Genomic DNA, 15,459 nt, shown 5'->3' with positions numbered 1-15,459 from the left:
GCCGACCGGTCTCAGAGGGCGAGGCCGGCGCCGCCGTCCAGGGAGCGTTCGGCCGCCGCGAGGATCTCCACCACCCGCGCTCCGAAGGCCGCGTCACAGGGGTGTGCCGGGCCACCGGCGGCGGCCGTGTGCAGGGCGTCGATCGCCCGGCCGTAGGCCTCGACCGGGCCCTCGTTGCGGGCGGGCATCCTGGTCAGACCGGCGGCCCCGCGCAGTTCGAGGCCGACGCCGTCGACGGCGGCCTCGGGCGGGGTGCTCAGGCTGAGCGTGAGGGTGGAACTGGCGCCCGCGGCGTGCCGGAGCACCAGGTGCACGGTGTCGCCCGGGCCGCCGGCCGCGGTGACGTGCTCGACGTCTCCGAGGACGGGCAGCAGCATGGACAGCGCGTGCGGCCCGACGTCCCAGAGGGCGCCCTTCTCCTTACGCCAGGGCGAGGCCGCGTACGGGCTGTCCGGCGAGGTGAACACGGCGCCGAGCCACTCGCAGCGGGCCGTGAACCAGCCGTCCCGCGCGGCCTGCTCGGCCAGCCACCGGGACTGGTCGGCGTTGAAGCGCAGGGTGAAGAAGACGACCGAGGCCAGGCCCCGCCCGGCGGCGGTCTCCGCGACCCGGCGCGCCGCGGCGGGCTCCAGCGCGACGGGTTTGTCGAGCAGCAGATGACGCCCGGCCTGCGCCGCACGCAGGGCCAGCTCGCCCTGGACGGACGGCGGGAGCGCGACGGCGACCGCGTCCACCCCGGCCAGCAGCTCGTCCAGGTCCTCGTACACCGGTACGCCGTACGGCGCGGCCAGCTCGGCCGCCGCTGCGGGCCGCCGGCCCCAGACGCCGGCGAACTCGGTCCCCGGGTGGGCGGCCAGCGCGGGCGCGTGCACCCGGTGGGCCCAGGGCCCGGTGCCCAGCAGTCCGATCCTCATCGCGGCGGCCCTCAGTTCTCGACCCGGATCAGGGTGAAGCCGTCGTAGCCCTTGACCCCGACGGTCTGTACGGAGGTGGCGGTGACCCGGGGCTCGGCGGCGATCAGCTCGTGCATCCTGCGGACGCCGAGCACGGCGGCGTCGGTGGAGTCGGCGTCGGCGACCTTGCCACCGCGCACCACGTTGTCGACCACGATCAGTGCGCCGGGGCGGGTGAGCCGAAGGGCCCACTCGAAGTAGACCGGGTTGCTCGGCTTGTCGGCGTCCACGAAGACGAAGTCGAACGGCTCGGCGCCCTCCTCGGCGAGCCGGGCCAGGGTGTCGACGGCGCGGCCGACCCGGACCCGGGCCTGCCCGGCGAGGCCGGCGCGCTCCAGGTTGGCCTCGGCGACCTTGGCGTGTGCCGGGTCGATCTCCAGGGTGACCAGCGAGCCGTCGGCGGGCAGGGCGCGGCCGAGCCAGATGGTGCTGTAGCCGCCGAGGGTGCCGATCTCCAGGATCCGCCGGGCGCCCTGGGTGACGGCCAGCAGCTGGAGCAGCTTGCCCTGGTTGGGGGCGACGTTGATCTGCGGGAGCCCGGCCTCGTCGGCGGCGGCCAGCGCGTTCGCCAGCACCTCGTCCGGGCCGATCAGGACCTCGGAGAAGTAGTCGTCGACTGCCGTCCACTGCTGCTGGCTCATGGCCGCGCCTCCAGGCGTCCGCTCGGATGGATCGTCCGCAACCCTATCCGACCGGGGTGACAGCGGATCAGCTCCGGTCGGCGACCGGCTCCACCGGGGTTCCGCTCTTCTCCCCGACCACCTCGGGGTGGCCCTCCCTGGCCTTGGCCGCCCGGCGCTTCATCAGCCAGGCCGAGCCGCCGCCGACCAGCACGGCCGCCACCAGGCCGATCCAGGAGAAGCTCTTCAGCCACTTCTCGGCGACCTTGCCGACCTGGTAGACGAGCAGGGTGGTGCCGCCGGCCCAGGCGATGCCACCGAGCACGTTGGCGGTCAGGAACTTCCAGTACGGCATCCGCAGCGCGCCGGCCAGCGGCCCGGCGAAGATCCGCAGCAGGGCGACGAACCGGCCGAAGAAGACCGCCCACATCCCCCACTTCTGGAACGAGCGCTCGGCGCTCTCCAGGTGCTCGGGGCCGAAGTGCTTGGGGAACCTGCGGCCGAGCTTCTCGAACAGCGGTTTGCCGCCCTTGCGCCCGATCGAGTAGCCGATCGAGTCACCGATGATCGCACCGAGGATCGCGCAGATCGCCACCCACCACGGGCTGACGTGGCCCTGCGCCGCCAGCAGCGCGGCCGAGACGAGGGCGATCTCGCCGGGCAGCGGGATACCGAGGCTCTCCAGTCCGATGATCAGGCCGACGATGGCGTACACCGCGGCGGGCGAGACACCGTCGATCCACTGGTCGATGTGCAAGACGGACTACCTCCGTGGGCGTGGTGCGACAACTGCCGTGGTGCGAGAACGGCCCCACGCGCGCGGATACGGCGAGGCTCCCCCCGGAGAACCAGCCTAACCGGTCCGGCTGCCCCGACCTGAAACGCCTCGGGCCCGCCGCCGGTTCCCGCGCCGCGCCGGTCAGGGACGGCGCGCGGCCGGCGCGGGGGCGTCGGCGGCCAGCACCAGGCCGGTCCGGGCGCCGTCGGAGGAGCTGTCCGGCCCGGGCCACTCGGCCGCCGTCATGAACAGCGTCCGGCCGTCCTCGCCGCCGAGGGCGCAGGAGAAGCAGCCGCGGTCGAGCTCGATCCGGGCCAGTACGGCGCCGCCCTCGCGCACCCGGACGCAGCACCGGTCGGGCACGTCCGCGTACCAGACGGCGCCCTCCGCGTCGAGGCAGATCCCGTCGGGGGCGGCGCCCTCCACCGCGGCCCAGACCCGCCGGTTCGCCAGGCCGCCGTCGGGCCGGACGTCGAAGGCGGTGAGCCGGCCACCGTACGACTCGGCGACGATCAGGGTGGAGCCGTCGGGGGTGATCGCCATGCCGTTCGGGAACTCCAGCCCGTCCGCCACCTGCCGCGCGGAGCCGTCGGGGGCGACCAGGGCGAGGACGCCGGGGGCCGGTGGCTCGCCGGCCATCAGGTCGAAGCCGATGCTGTTGACGTAGGCGTTGCCGCGGCCGTCCGCGACCACCTCGTTCCACGGGCGGTCGCACACGCCCCGCAGGTCGGCGTGGGTGACCAGGGAACCGTCGGCGTCCTGGCGCAGCAGCAGCCGGTCGTTGCCGTGGACGACCAGCAGGGTGCCGTCCGGCAGCCAGTCGATGCAGAACGGGAAGGCCGCCACGCTCAGCACCACCTCGGGGCGGCCGGCCGCGTCCACGGCGACCAGTTCCCGGGCTCCCCAGTCGCAGAACCAGAGCCGCCCGTCGTGCCAGCGGGGCGACTCCCCGAGGACGAGGCCGGTCAGCAGCGTGCGGGGTTCGGTCACGGCGGGCTCCTGCGTCGGCGGAGGGGCTGGCGGCTCTCCCCATTGGACGACGGCGGGCGGCCCGGCCGGGTGTCCGACACGGGTGCGACACTGCCGCCCATGGATGCGAACCTGCACGGCGCCGCGCTGGTCGACCTGGTCGTCGCGACGGTGCGCCAGGACGGCTGGGCCTCCTGCGACGCCCCGATGCCCGATCGGCCCGTCCCGCTGCCGGCCGAGGTCCTCGACAAGCTCCGGCTGCCCGGAGGGCGTCCGCTGCCGCCGAGTCTGCGCCGCTGGCTGGCCTTCGACGCCTCCTGGTTGGCCGGCCTCGGCTGGTACCCGGATCCGGCCGCCCCCGATCTCGCCGGGCTCCCGTTGCAGGCCGCCACCGACCTGCTGTACGGCTTCGGCTCCGCGGACGCGGTCTGGTCGGAGATGGTCGGCGAGTTCGAGACGGTGCTGCCGGGCCGCTGCTTCCCGCTCGCGGGCGGCAGCGACTCCCGCCGGCTGCTGTACGTCGGCGAGCCGGACTCGGCCGGTGAGTACCCCGTCCTGGTCACCGACGTCGACGACCTGCCGTACGTGGCGGTGATGTACCCGGGGCTGGACGTGTACCTCGCCCACGAGGCCGGCGTGCTCGACCTCGACCTCGACACCTACACCGGCCTGGTCGAGCACCCCGAGTACGGGCCCCGGATGCGCGAGCACGCCGAACGCACCGGCCTCGGCCCGGACGGCCTGGAGATCCAGGACCTGTACGCGCGGTAGCGGCCCGGGGTCAGCGCGCCGGGGCGGTGCCCGGCCGGGCCGCGAAGCGCAGCGCCACCACCGAGGGGCGGTAGGAGGACACCACCGGCAGCCGGACGACCGCGTCCACGGCCGCACCGAGCAGGCCGGGGCCACCGGTCGGGCGGACGTCGCGGATCTCGACGACGGCCGGGTGGGCGGTGGCCAGCTTGGCCCGCTCGCCCGCGTCCATGGACCAGGGCATCGGCGGGGCCTGGTACCGGTGGCTGCGCATCTTCCCCTCGACGGTGAGCCGGCCGAACCAGCGCGGCACGGTGTCGAAGACCATGCCCGCGCCGGGGAAGCGCTCGGCGCAGCCCGCGATGAGGTCGCGGACCTGGCCCGGGCGCAGGTACATCAGCAGTCCCTGGGCGGTGATCAGGACGTCCTGGCCGGGCTCGACCTGGTCGGCCCAGCCGAGGTCGGTGGCCGATCCGGCCAGCAGGCGCTGCCGCGGACCGGCCGGGAGCACCCGCTCGCGCAGGGCGATCAGCTCGGGCAGGTCCACCGTGAGCCACTGGGCGCGGCCGTTGTCGACGCGCCAGTACTGGGTCTCCAGGCCCTCCCCGAGGCAGACGACCGTGCCGCGCGGGGAGCGGGCGAGGAAGTCCGAGACCTCCCGGTCGAAGCAGCGCACCCGCAGACCCTGCAGCCGGCTCTGGATCCGGCCGGCCCGGCTGTCGGCGGGGCCGAAGCGCTCGGCGAAGGGGAAGTCGAGGCTGTCGACGAGGTCGACGGCGGCCTGGTCGGGCAGCACGGTGTCGGGGCGGCGGGCCTCGGCCGCCCGGTGGTAGAGGGTCCAGAGCGCGGTCTCCGGGACCGCCTCCAGCTCGGCCCTGACCCGTGTCGGCTGATCGCCCGTCATGTCCCGCTCCTCCACCCGTCCGGTACTCCGGCATTGTGACATCAGGCCACCCGCTCGGCAGCCCAGGCGATCAGCCCACGCTGAACGCGCCGTCCGGGGGCGGCGGCGAGTCCTCGGCGCCGTCGTCGGTGACGGGCCGGGTGCGGCCGGCCAGCGCGGCGAGCTCGTCCTCGTCGGCGAGCCGGGCGGGGAACGGGTCGGCGGCCAGCCGGCGGCTGAGCTCCCGGACCGGCAGGGGTGCCGTGGAGCCGACCAGCAGGATGTTCCCGTACCGGCGCCCGCGCAGGACCGAGGGCTCGGCGACCAGGCAGGTGTACGGGAAGGCCTGGCGCAGGGTGGCCGCCTGGGCCCTGGCGAAGGCCAGCGGCGGACCGTCGGCGAGGTTGGCGGCGTAGCAGCCGCCGGGGCGCAGCGCGGCGGCTGCCAGGGCGAGGAACTCGACGGTGGTGAGGTGGGCGGGGGTGCGCGAGCCGTGGAAGACGTCGGCGACCAGCAGGTCCGCCGAGGCGGCGGGGGTGTCGGCGAGGGCGGCGCGGGCGTCGCCCACGGTGACCTCGATGCCGTCGGGCCAGGGCAGCCGGTCGGCGACGAACTCGACCAGCCGGCCGTCCACCTCGACGACCCGCTGCCGGGAGCCGGGCCGGGTGGCGGCCAGGTAGCGGGGCAGGGTGAGGGCGCCGCCGCCGAGGTGCAGGGCGGTCAGCGGCTGCCCGGCGGGCGCGAGGGTGTCGGCCAGGTGGGCGAGCCGCTGCACGTACTCGAATTCGAGGTGGGTCGGGTCGGCGAGGTCGACGTAGGACTGCGGGGTCCCGTCGAGGGTGAGCAGCCAGCCGCTCTCCCGGTCGAGGTCGGGCATCAGTCTGGCGGTGCCGAGGTCGACCGGCCGCTCGACCGGGCGCGGCTCCTCGCCGGGTGTGCTCACGCGCCGTCCGCCGGGAGGTAGGCGGTCAGCCAGCGGTCGAGCTCGGTGAAGACGCGGTTCCTGACCTGCTCGCCGGAGAGCACCAGGTCGTGCATGCCGCCGTCGATCCGGACCACGGTGACGCTGCGCCCGAGCCGGGGGCCGAGCGCGGCGATGTCGTCGGCGCGCAGGACGGCGTCGGTGCGGTGCAGGGCCGGGTCCCACCGGGTGGTGCTGGTGCTCGCGGTGGAGGCCATCAGCAGGATCGGGCACTCGATGCCCAGGCCTCGCCGGACGATGCGGTGGCCGCGCTGGATCGCCGCGAGCCAGCCGGCGTAGAGCGGGAAGCCCTCGGCGGGCTTGAGGGTGAGGTCGAAGTCCCAGTCGCCGCGGTGGTCGCGGTGCAGGCTGTGCACGTAGTGCGGGTTGAGCGTGGAGGGGAGCTTGCGGGTGCCGGCGAGCCGTCCCATCGCCTCCACGGCGGGGGCGCCGAGCGCGCGCACGGCGGGCGCGGCGGGCATCGACAGGAACGGGCTGTTGAGGAAGAGCGCGTCGACCAGGCCGCGCGCGGAGCGGCGGTCGGCCCACAGCGCGGTGATCAGTCCGCCGGTGGAGTGGCCGTTGACGAGCAGCCGGGTGTGGCCGTCGACCTCGCGGATGATCCGGACGGCCTCGTCCAGCTCCTCGTCGTAGGCGGTCAGGTCGCGGACGAAGTTGGGCGACTGGTGGGTCCGCAGCGAGCGTCCGTACTTGCGCAGGTCGAGGGCGTAGAAGGAGTAGCCCGCGGCGGTGAAGTGGTCGGCCAGGTGGGTCTGGAAGAAGTAGTCCACGTAGCCGTGGACGTAGAGCACGGCCCGCTCGGCGCCGGGCACCAGGCGGCGGACCAGGGTGGCGCTGACGTCGCCCTCCTCGTCGGGGCGCAGCGGGAGGACGGCGGCCTCGTAGGGCTCGCCGAGGATGTCCGTCCGAAACTCCATGCTCTGGTCAGCGCCCCTCTGATCCGTGCCGCGCCGCAGGTCCGTGCCTGCGGCGCCGTGACTTTCCCCGACCCTACCGCCCGGTTCGCCTCCGGGCTTCGGCGGTGCCGGTCAGCCGGCCCGGTGGGCCAGGAGCGTGGGGCGCAGCAGGGCGAGCGGTTCGGTCCAGTCGAAGGCGGTGCGGCCGCCGATCTCGGTGCCGCCCACCGGTGGCTGACCGCCGATCAGGACGCCGGTGGAGCGCAGGACGGCCAGGCTGGCGGGGTAGGCGGGGTGGGCGGCCTGGGCGGCGTTCAGGCAGGGCTGGACGGCGGTGGGGGTGCCCAGCCCCAGGGCCTCGCAGAGGATGCCGAGGGCGAGGGTGTCGCTGATGCCGGCGGCCCACTTGTTGACGGTGTTGAAGGTGGCGGGCGCGACGGCGATCGCGTCCGCCGGGGGCAGCGGCTTCGGCTCGCCCGGGGTGCGCAGGGCGGAGCGGACCGGGTGGCCGGTCAGCTCCTCGATCGCGGGCCGGTCGAAGAAGCCGAGGGCGGTGGGGGTGGCCACCACGCCGACCCGCCAGCCGTCGTCCCGGGCGGCGGTGATCAGCTCGCCGACGCCGCCGGCCACCCCGGCGGCGCAGACCACCACGTACAGGAACGGTGCGGCCGCCCGGCCGGGCACCGGGTCAGCTCCGCCCGGCATGCCACTCCTCGGCCAGCCGGCCGAAGATCACCTCGTCCAGGAAGGAGCCGTGGACCCACGCGGAGCGCCGCAGTTGGCCCTCCTGGGTGAAGCCGGCCCGCAGGGCGGCGCCGCGCATGGCCTCGTTGTCGGCGAGGGTCTCGATGCCCAGCCGCTGCAGGCCGCGCACGGCGAAGCCGTACTCGCAGAGCGTGCGGACGATGTCGGTGCCCAGGCCGCGGCCGCGGAAGGACGGGCGCAGGGCGAGGCCGATGTGGCCGGTGCGGTTGTGCGGGTCGATGCCCCAGAGGATCGCTTCGCCGGCGAGTTCGCCGGTGGCGAGTTCGACCGCGGAGAAGACGGCGGCGCCGTCGTCGTCGTCGGGCTTGCCGGGGGCGAACGGCGAGTGCTGGGCGGGGATCGGCCGCCAGGGCCGGGAGTCGCCGCGGGAGCGCCCGAGGACGTCCTCGTACAGCTCGGTGTGCAGGGTGGGGACGTCCGCCTCGGTGCGGGCCCGCAGTGCGATCTTGTCGCCGGTCATCATGCGTCAGTGCTACCGGAGTTCGCCGAGGCGTCGCAACAGGATTCCGGGTGGGCGGCGTCAGGGGGCCGGTCGGCCCAGCGGGCGGCCGCGCAGGACGGCGACGACGCCGAGGCCCGCGGCGCAGATCGGCACGGCGATCAGGGCGCCGATGATGCCGGCGATCCCGGCGCCGGCGACCACCGCGAACATGATGGTCGCGGGGTGCAGTTCGACGGTGCGGCTCTGGATCAGGGGTTGCAGGACGTTGCCCTCGACCATCTGGACCGCGAGGACGACGCCCAGGGTCCACAGCGCGATGCTGAGCCCGCCCTGGGCCAGCGCCACCAGGACGGCGACGGTGCCGGAGAGGAAGGCGCCGATGAACGGCACGAAGGCGCCGAGGAAGACCAGGGCGCCCAGGCCGGCGGCGCCGGGGACACCGAGGATCAGCAGGCCAATGGTGATGAACACCGCGTCGATCAGGGCGATCACGGTGGTGCCGCGCATGTAGCCGGCCATCGCCGTGAAGGCCTGCTGTCCGCAGGCGACGACGGTCTCGGCGTGGTCGGCGGACAGCACCGAGCGGACGAGGTCGGCGCTGCGGTGCCCGTCGCGGAGGAAGAAGAACACCAGGGCGAGGGCGAGGACGCCGCCGGTGACGAGTTGCACGGCGATGCCGAGGCCGGAGAGCACGCCGCCGGCCAGGGCGCCGACCAGCGAACTGCCGGCCGAGCTGCCGGAGGTCGCGGAGTCGGAGAGCGCCTGCTGGAGCCGGTCGCCGGCGGGCCCCAGCCAGGTGGCGAGCCGGTCGCCGGCCTGCCGCAGCGAGTCGGCGATCTGCGGGGCGCTGTGCACCAGGGAGTTGGTGAGGACGGCCAGCACGCTGCAGACCCCCGCCACCAGGACGACACAGGTCAGGCCGGCGGCGAGTCCGCGGCGCAGTCCGTGCGCCACCAGCCACGGCATCACGGGCTGCAGCAGCGCGGTGCCGAGCAGCGCGACGATCATCGGGATGGTGGCGGCGCGCAGCGCGACGAAGGCGTAGACGACCAGCGCGGCGACGGTGATGAAGAGGATCACCGCGACGGACCAGGCGGCGGCCGTCCGGACGGAGGGCGGAAGCGATTCGGAGGGTCGGCGCCCGCCGGGCCGCCCGGCGTCCGCGCCCGGTGGCGTGGGCTCCGCCGACATTCCCACCTCCGCCTGGCCGGCCGCTCCTGACCCGACCATCTCAGCAGACGATCTGCTGAACCGTCCGCAGGGCGGACTCCCGGCGCGTCCGCCGGCACGGCAGCGCCGCACGGGGCCTGACGGGAGGTCGGCGCGGCCCACGGCCGCCGGCGCCGCCCGCCCCGCGCTCAGGCCTCCCGGTCGACGGCCACCCGGCCGCCGGTGTCGCCGCCGAAGGCCAGGACCCGGGCGCCCTCGCCTTCGATCCCGGCCAGGTCCGACCGGCCGAGCCGGCCGAAGGCCCGCACCCGCAGGACGCCGTCCTCGATCCGCCAGACTCCGGCGACCAGGCCGTCGACCAGGACCGAGCCGAGCACGATGCCGTTCTGGGTCATGACCCGGGGCCGGTACTCCTCCGGGAGCACCCTGGTGCGGTCGGCGTGCGAGAGCAGCAGGTTGTCGAACGGGGCGAGCAGCCGGACCGGGGCGGGCGCCGACGGGTCGGGACGGGGGGCCTGCGGCAGGTCGTACAGGGTGCGGCCGTGGGCGTCCCGGAACAGCAGCAGCTGCGGGGCCAGACGTTTGAGGACGGCGCCGAGGCCGGTGAGCCCGCACCACTTCTGGGCGTCCGCCGCGGTGGCCGGGCCGAAGGCCGCGAGGTAGCGCAGCACCAGCTCGTCCGGCGAGGGGTCGGCGGCGAGCGGCCGGCCGAGCCAGTGCTCGGCGGTGGTGTGCGCGGCGGGCCCGCTGCGGCCCCACAGGCCGCGCGGCGGCACCTGGACGAGCGGCAGCCGGCAGCGGGCGGCCTGGGCGAGCGCGGCCGGGTCGCCGGCCGGGAACCGCTCGGCCAGCAGCGGGCCGAGGTGCTGGAAGGTCAGCGGCTCGGCCTCGACCAGGGTCCTGGCCCGCGACGCGACCCGGTCGAGGTCCACCCCGGGCAGCCGCTTGCCCCAGTTGGAGGCGAGACCGCGGTCCAGCATCGGCTGGAGCAACGGGCGCAGGGTCAGGCAGTCCTCGGCCGTGACCAGGTGGATGGTGCCGCGCTGGAGGGCGATCCGGACCACCCGGCGGCCTTCGATCAGGGTGGTCAGCTGCTCGGGGCGGAAGCCCTCGATCCGGGACAGCAGGCCGAGGTAGGGCGGCTCGGGGACGGCCTGGGCCTGGAGTCCGCCCAGGTGCCGGACCATCGCGAGGGGGTCGTGGGCCGTGCGCTCCAGCAGGTGCTGGCGGGCCAGCAGGGCCCGCCCGAGGGCCTGGGCACCGAGCTCGGGCAGCGTCTGCGACGCGGTCACCGGGCGGCGGCGCGGTCGAGGACCGAGCGCAGCAGCGCGATCCGGTTGGTGGTGACCGAGTCGACACGGGCCCGCAGCATCCGGACCATGGTGCGGCGCAGGTCGACCGTCCAGGTGGAGACGGCCAGGCCGGCGTCGTGCGCCGCCGCGGTGAACCCGGCGTCGACCAGGCCGAAGGGCGGGTTGATGGAGTGCGGCCGCAGGTCGTCCAGCAGGGCGCGGACGGGCAGGCGGGGCTGCTTCCAGGTGAGGGCGAGCTCGGCGGCGGGGGCGAGCTCGCGGACGGCCAGCATCGCGGTGGCCGGGCCGCAGTAGGCCACCCGGTCCTCGGCGCCCAGGGCGGCGACGGCCTCCACGGTGGCCGCGACCGGGCCCGGGGTATCCAGGTCGATCAGCAGCCGGGCGGCGGGGGTCTCGGCGGTGGCCTTGACGGCCTCGGCGAGGGTCGGCACCCGCAGGCCCGGGCTGCCGAGGTCGGCGAGTTGGTCCAGGGTGACCCGGTCGATCGGGCGCGGGTCGCCCCAGAGCCGCTCCAGGGTCGCGTCGTGCAGCAGGACCGGCACGCCGTCACGGGTGAGCCGGACGTCCACCTCGACCGCGTCGGCTCCGGCCGCGAAGGCCTGGACCACGGAGGGGAGGGTGTTCTCGCGGTGGCGGTAGGGATCGCCGCGGTGGGCGACGGCGAGCACGCGGCTCATGGACGGGACCTCTCTCGGTCGCGGGTCGGCCTGGCTTCGGGCTCGGGGTCAGCCGCGTTCGATCACGACGTTGGTCGACTTGATCACCGCGGTCGCCGGGGCACCCGGTACCAGGCCGAGCTCCTCGGCGGAGTCCCGGCTGATCAGGGAGACCACCCGGAACGGGCCGGCCTGGATCTCCACCTGGGCCGCGACGTCACCGAGCACCACGTCCGTGACGATGCCGGGGAAGCGGTTGCGGGCGGAGGACGGCCGGCCCTCGGCGACCGCGTTCTCCGGCTTGGCCAGTTCGCGGGCGAAGGCGGCGAGCTGGGCGCCGGGGATGATGCGGTGCCCGTGCTCGTCCCGCTCGGCGGCGACGCGGCCCGCGTCCACCCAGCGGCGCATGGTGTCCGCGCTGACGCCGAGCATCGAAGCGGCCTCGCCGATGCGGTACGGGTGGACCGGCCGGTGGGGCTGGGCCATGGGAGTGCTCCTGGCGGTGGTCGGACGGTGTCGCCGCCATCCTGCCCTACCGGGGGCGGCCCGGGCGACGTGCCGTCACCTCACGGGCGGTCAGCGACCCCTTCGGGTGCCCTTCGGCCCGGGCCGGAGGCTCACTCGCCCCCGAACAGGTCCCGCCTGGCCGCGTCGCCCGCCGTGAGCACCGCGCCCGCCAGTACCGCACCGCCGCCGGCCGTGCCGGCCCGTACCTCGGTGCGGAACGGCGAGAGTGCGGCCAGCCGCCGCTCCACCAGCTCCGCGAGCTCGGCGCCGCCCGCCCGGCCGAGCTCGCCGCCGAGCACGACGCAGCCCGGGTCGAGCACCACGCAGATCGCGGCCGCGCCGATGGCGATCCGTTCGGCGAGCTCCTCCAGGAAGGCGCCGGCGCCGGCCGTCACCGCCTGTCGCAGCACCAGCTCGGCCTGCTGGACCGGCCCGGCGCCGGGCTCGACCACGAGCCCGTGGCGTTCGGCCAGCGCGCACACCGCCGCGCTGCCGACCAGCGAGTGGAAGCCGCCCTCGCAGCCGGTGGCGCTCGGCAGCACCGCCGTGCCCGGCACCGGCAGGAAGCCGATCTCCCCGGTGCCGCCGGAGGCACCGCGGCGCAGCCGTCCGTCCAGGACGACCGCCGCGCCGACGCCGTGGCCGAGCCAGAGCAGCGCGAAGGTGTCCCGGCCGACGGCGGCGCCGAGCCGGTGCTCGGCGATGCCGGCCAGGTTGACCTCGTTCTCCAGGATCACCTCGGCGCGCTCCAGCGCCTCGACGCCCGTGCTGGAGCGCAGGGCCGCGAGCAGGTCGGTGTGCCAGCGCGGGAGTTGGCCGGAGTTGTTGAGCTCGCCGGTGGCCGGGTCGACCAGGCCGGGGGCGCCGACGGCCACGGTGTGCAGCCGGTCGGCGCCGGCCTCGGCGGCCGCGTCGAGCAGGGCCCGTACGGTGCGGCCGGCCAGGTCCTGGTCGTCCGGCCCGGCGGGTATCTCGGCGGTGGCGAGGGTGCGGCCGGTCAGGTCGGCGACGACCAGGGTGACGCCGGTGGAGCGGATGTCGATGGCCGCCAGGTGGGCGCGGTCGGCGGCCAGCGCGTACAGCCGGGCGTTGGGCCCGCGACGCAGTTGGGCGCTCTCCCCCGCCGGTGCCACGAGTCCGGCCCGTTGGAGGCGTTCCAGCAGGTCGGCGACGGTGGGCCGGGAGAGACCGGTGAGGCTGCGCAGCTCGGACGCGGTCAGCGGCCCCCGCTCCAGGAGGAGGTCGAGGGCCAGCCGGTCGTTGATGGCGCGGGCGGTGCTCGGGGTGGCCGTACGCGCGATGGTCATGAAGCTGCATCCTTCCAGAGGTTTCTATCAGGATCCCTTCCTGATAATTTATCGAACGTCCGCAGCACCACCGGCACGGGGAGGGCCCATCACATGGGACAGAAGTTGAAGGACGTGGAACGGGCCAGGGTCAGCGTGGCCCTGGTGTTCGCCGTGCACGGCGCCGTGACCGGCACCTTCGTCACCCGTATCCCGTGGATCCAGGACCACCTGGGGCTCAGCCCGGGCCGGCTCGGCCTGGCCCTGGTCATGCCCGCCATCGGCGCCTCGCTCGCCATGCCGCTGGCCGGGCGGCTGGTGCACCGCTACGGCGGCCGGGCCGCGGTGCGCGGTCTGCTGACGCTCTGGTGCCTGTGCCTCGTCGTGCCCGCGCTCTCCCCCAACCTGCCGGCCCTGTGCCTGGCCCTGTTCCTGTACGGGGCGACCGCCGGAATGGCCGACGTCGCGATGAACGCCCAGGGCGTGGAGGTGGAGGAGCGGCTCGGCCGGTCCGTGATGTCCGGACTGCACGGCATGTGGAGCGTGGGCGGACTGGTCGCCTCCGGGTTCGGCGTCCTCGCGGCCCACCGGCAGACCGACGCCAGGCTCCAGTTCGCGGTGACCGCGGTGATCCTGGCCCTGCTGGCGCAGGCGGTCTGCGCCGGCCTGCTGGACGTGCGGCCGGCCGCCGACGAGGAGGCGCCTCCCCGGTTCGCGCTGCCGCCCCGGGCCGCCCTGGCGATCGGCCTGGTCGGCTTCTGCGCGGTCTTCGCCGAGGGCGCCGCGATGGACTGGAGCGGCGTCTACCTGCGGGACGTCACCGGCTCCTCGGCCGGCACCGCCGCGGCCTGCTACTCGGCCTTCGCCGCCACCATGGCCGCCGCACGGCTGGCCGGCGACGCGGTGGTCCGGCGGTTCGGGCCGGTCCGCACCGTCCGCCTCGGCGGCGCCACCGCCGCTCTCGGCGGTCTGCTCGTGGTCGCCGCCGGCACCCCGTACCTCGCCATCCCCGGATTCGCCCTGATCGGCATCGGCATCGCGGTCGTCGTCCCGCTCGCCTTCGCGGCGGCCGGCCGGGCCGGCACCAATCCCAGTCAGTCCATCGCCGGCGTCGCCACCATCACGTACACCTCCGGGCTGGTCGCCCCGGCGATCGTCGGCGGCATCGCCCAGGCCAGTTCGCTGACCGCGTCCTTCGCCGTGGTCACCGTCCTGGTCGCCGCGCTGGTGCCGGGCGCACACGCCCTGCGGCAGCACACGACGGCCGAGCGCGAGCGCACCCCGGGGCTGGAACCGGCGGCCTGAGACCGCCCGAATCGGCCTGACCCGGCCCTCCCCACCCCTACGCTGGGCCCACGGGCCGTCGAGCCGGGCTCTTCGGCGGCGCGGTGGTCCCGGTCCCCGACCTCGCCGAGACCCTGCGCGGCCTCATCGCCCAGGTGCCGAGGGCAGCCGTCTGAACGCCGACGTACCGGGTCCCAGCGGGTCGCCGTCTCCGTTCGGCCGCATCCCGGGCCGATTCACCTCCCCGGCCGCCCTCGTGCGATGCTCCCCCGATGACTACCGCAGCCGCGCACCGCAACCCCGTCGGCGCCCACGTCCCGGTCGCCGGGCGCGGGCTGGTCGGGACGGGGCTGGCGTACGCGGAGAAGGTCGGTGCCGAGGCGGTGCAGGTGTTCGTCGCCAACCCGCGGGGGTGGGCGACGCCGGCCGGGAATCCGGCACAGGACGAGGCGTTCCGGGCGGCCTGTGCGGAGCGGGGCGTCCCGGCGTACGTGCATGCGCCGTACCTGATCAACTTCGGCTCGGGCTTGGCCGCGACCCGGGAGCAGTCGGTCGGATCGCTGCGCCACTCGCTGCTGCGGGGGCACGCGATCGGCGCGCTGGGCGTGGTGGTCCACACCGGCTCGGCGCTCTGCGCGGACGGGCGCACCGGGGCGCTGGCGCAGCTGCGCGCGGACGTGCTGCCCCTGCTGGACGAGCTGGACGGCCTCGGCCCGGACGCACCGTGGCTGCTGCTGGAGCCGACCGCCGGGCAGGGCAGCTCGCTCTGCTCGCGGATGGGCGACCTGGCCGAGTACGTCGAGGCGCTGGAGCACCACCCGAGGGTCGGCGTCTGCCTGGACACCTGCCACGCCTTCGCGGCCGGGCACGACCTGGCCGAGCCGGGCGGGGTCGCCGCGATGCTGGACGAGCTGGTGGCGGCCGCCGGCCCGGGGCGGCTGCGGCTCATCCACGCCAATGACTCCAAGGACGTCGCGGGCGCCCGCAAGGACCGGCACGAGAACATCGGCGCCGGGCACATCGGTGCGGAGCCGTTCCGGGAGCTGATGGCACATCCCGCGACGGCCGGCGTGCCGCTGATCATCGAGACACCGGACGGGCGGCACGACCCGGACCGGGTGGAGGGGGTCCGGCATGCCGCGGACATCGCCCGGCTGAAGGACCTGCGTGCACCCCTGCCGCAGGCCGCTGGTTAGGCTCGCCCC

At 75.5% G+C, this 15,459-nt stretch carries 17 protein-coding genes; 3 read left to right on the top strand and 14 right to left on the bottom strand.

Going from position 1 to position 15,459, the window contains the following annotated elements; genetic code table 11:
• Positions 1-11: 11 nt before the first annotated feature.
• The 4 genes from OG871_RS33720 to OG871_RS33705 all read right to left on the bottom strand — a co-directional run bounded on the left by OG871_RS33720 (position 12) and on the right by OG871_RS33705 (position 3,341).
• Positions 12-914, bottom strand: coding sequence for a Gfo/Idh/MocA family protein (locus tag OG871_RS33720; RefSeq protein ID WP_371502013.1), 903 nt, complete (start codon positions 912-914; stop codon positions 12-14).
• 11 nt (positions 915-925) lie between these two features.
• Positions 926-1,594 (bottom strand): O-methyltransferase, encoded by a 669-nt coding sequence (locus OG871_RS33715; protein WP_371502011.1) that lies wholly within the window; start codon positions 1,592-1,594, stop codon positions 926-928.
• A 67-nt stretch (positions 1,595-1,661) separates the two neighbouring features.
• A complete protein-coding gene (locus OG871_RS33710) occupies positions 1,662-2,330 on the bottom strand; it encodes a DedA family protein (protein WP_371502009.1) in 669 nt (222 codons plus the stop codon).
• Positions 2,331-2,492: 162 nt separating this feature from the next.
• Positions 2,493-3,341 (bottom strand): SMP-30/gluconolactonase/LRE family protein, encoded by an 849-nt coding sequence (locus OG871_RS33705; protein ID WP_371502008.1) that lies wholly within the window; start codon positions 3,339-3,341, stop codon positions 2,493-2,495.
• Between the two features lie 99 nt (positions 3,342-3,440).
• On the opposite strand from OG871_RS33705, the gene OG871_RS33700 reads away from it, so the two are divergent.
• Positions 3,441-4,091, top strand: a complete 651-nt coding sequence (locus OG871_RS33700; RefSeq protein ID WP_371502007.1) for a hypothetical protein — start codon at positions 3,441-3,443, stop codon at positions 4,089-4,091.
• 10 nt (positions 4,092-4,101) lie between these two features.
• On the opposite strand, the gene OG871_RS33695 is transcribed toward OG871_RS33700, so the two are convergent.
• The 10 genes from OG871_RS33695 to OG871_RS33650 all read right to left on the bottom strand — a co-directional run bounded on the left by OG871_RS33695 (position 4,102) and on the right by OG871_RS33650 (position 12,991).
• Positions 4,102-4,974, bottom strand: a complete 873-nt coding sequence (locus tag OG871_RS33695) for a class I SAM-dependent methyltransferase (protein ID WP_371502006.1) — start codon at positions 4,972-4,974, stop codon at positions 4,102-4,104.
• Positions 4,975-5,044: 70 nt separating this feature from the next.
• Positions 5,045-5,830: a spermidine synthase gene (locus OG871_RS33690; protein WP_371503494.1), complete on the bottom strand. Its 786-nt coding sequence runs from the start codon at positions 5,828-5,830 to the stop codon at positions 5,045-5,047.
• Positions 5,831-5,892: 62 nt separating this feature from the next.
• The gene (locus tag OG871_RS33685) at positions 5,893-6,852 is read right to left on the bottom strand and encodes an alpha/beta hydrolase (protein WP_371502005.1); all 960 of its coding nucleotides are present in this window, start codon (positions 6,850-6,852) and stop codon (positions 5,893-5,895) included.
• Positions 6,853-6,963: 111 nt separating this feature from the next.
• Positions 6,964-7,536: a flavoprotein gene (locus tag OG871_RS33680; protein ID WP_371502004.1), complete on the bottom strand. Its 573-nt coding sequence runs from the start codon at positions 7,534-7,536 to the stop codon at positions 6,964-6,966.
• Positions 7,520-8,059 carry a GNAT family N-acetyltransferase gene (locus tag OG871_RS33675; protein ID WP_371502002.1) on the bottom strand — a complete coding sequence of 180 codons (540 nt, stop codon included), beginning with the start codon at positions 8,057-8,059 and terminating at the stop codon, positions 7,520-7,522. The genes OG871_RS33680 and OG871_RS33675 overlap by 17 nt, the downstream gene beginning before the upstream one ends.
• 57 nt (positions 8,060-8,116) lie before the next feature.
• Entirely contained in the window at positions 8,117-9,229 is a 1,113-nt protein-coding gene (locus OG871_RS33670) for an AI-2E family transporter (RefSeq protein WP_371502000.1), read from the bottom strand.
• Positions 9,230-9,396: 167 nt separating this feature from the next.
• Entirely contained in the window at positions 9,397-10,500 is a 1,104-nt protein-coding gene (locus tag OG871_RS33665; RefSeq protein WP_371501998.1) for a winged helix DNA-binding domain-containing protein, read from the bottom strand.
• Positions 10,497-11,198: a glycerophosphodiester phosphodiesterase gene (locus tag OG871_RS33660; protein WP_371501997.1), complete on the bottom strand. Its 702-nt coding sequence runs from the start codon at positions 11,196-11,198 to the stop codon at positions 10,497-10,499. Before OG871_RS33660 ends, OG871_RS33665 begins: the two co-directional genes overlap by 4 nt.
• Before the next feature lie 48 nt (positions 11,199-11,246).
• Entirely contained in the window at positions 11,247-11,663 is a 417-nt protein-coding gene (locus OG871_RS33655) for a molybdopterin-binding protein (protein WP_371501996.1), read from the bottom strand.
• Positions 11,664-11,794: 131 nt separating this feature from the next.
• Positions 11,795-12,991 carry an ROK family protein gene (locus OG871_RS33650; protein ID WP_371501995.1) on the bottom strand — a complete coding sequence of 399 codons (1,197 nt, stop codon included), beginning with the start codon at positions 12,989-12,991 and terminating at the stop codon, positions 11,795-11,797.
• A gap of 93 nt (positions 12,992-13,084) precedes the next feature.
• Between OG871_RS33650 and OG871_RS33645 the strand changes: the two genes are divergently transcribed.
• Both OG871_RS33645 and OG871_RS33640 read left to right on the top strand, forming a co-directional pair.
• Positions 13,085-14,275, top strand: coding sequence for an MFS transporter (locus tag OG871_RS33645; RefSeq protein ID WP_371501994.1), 1,191 nt, complete (start codon positions 13,085-13,087; stop codon positions 14,273-14,275).
• A gap of 251 nt (positions 14,276-14,526) precedes the next feature.
• Complete coding sequence (locus OG871_RS33640) at positions 14,527-15,450, top strand: deoxyribonuclease IV (RefSeq protein WP_371501992.1); 924 nt, start codon at positions 14,527-14,529, stop codon at positions 15,448-15,450.
• Positions 15,451-15,459: the final 9 nt, after the last annotated feature.

This window comes from Kitasatospora sp. NBC_00374 (assembly GCF_041434935.1).
Taxonomy (GTDB): domain Bacteria; phylum Actinomycetota; class Actinomycetes; order Streptomycetales; family Streptomycetaceae; genus Kitasatospora.
Note: the sequence above shows the minus strand (reverse complement) of the source record. Positions and strands in the feature narration are given on the sequence as shown.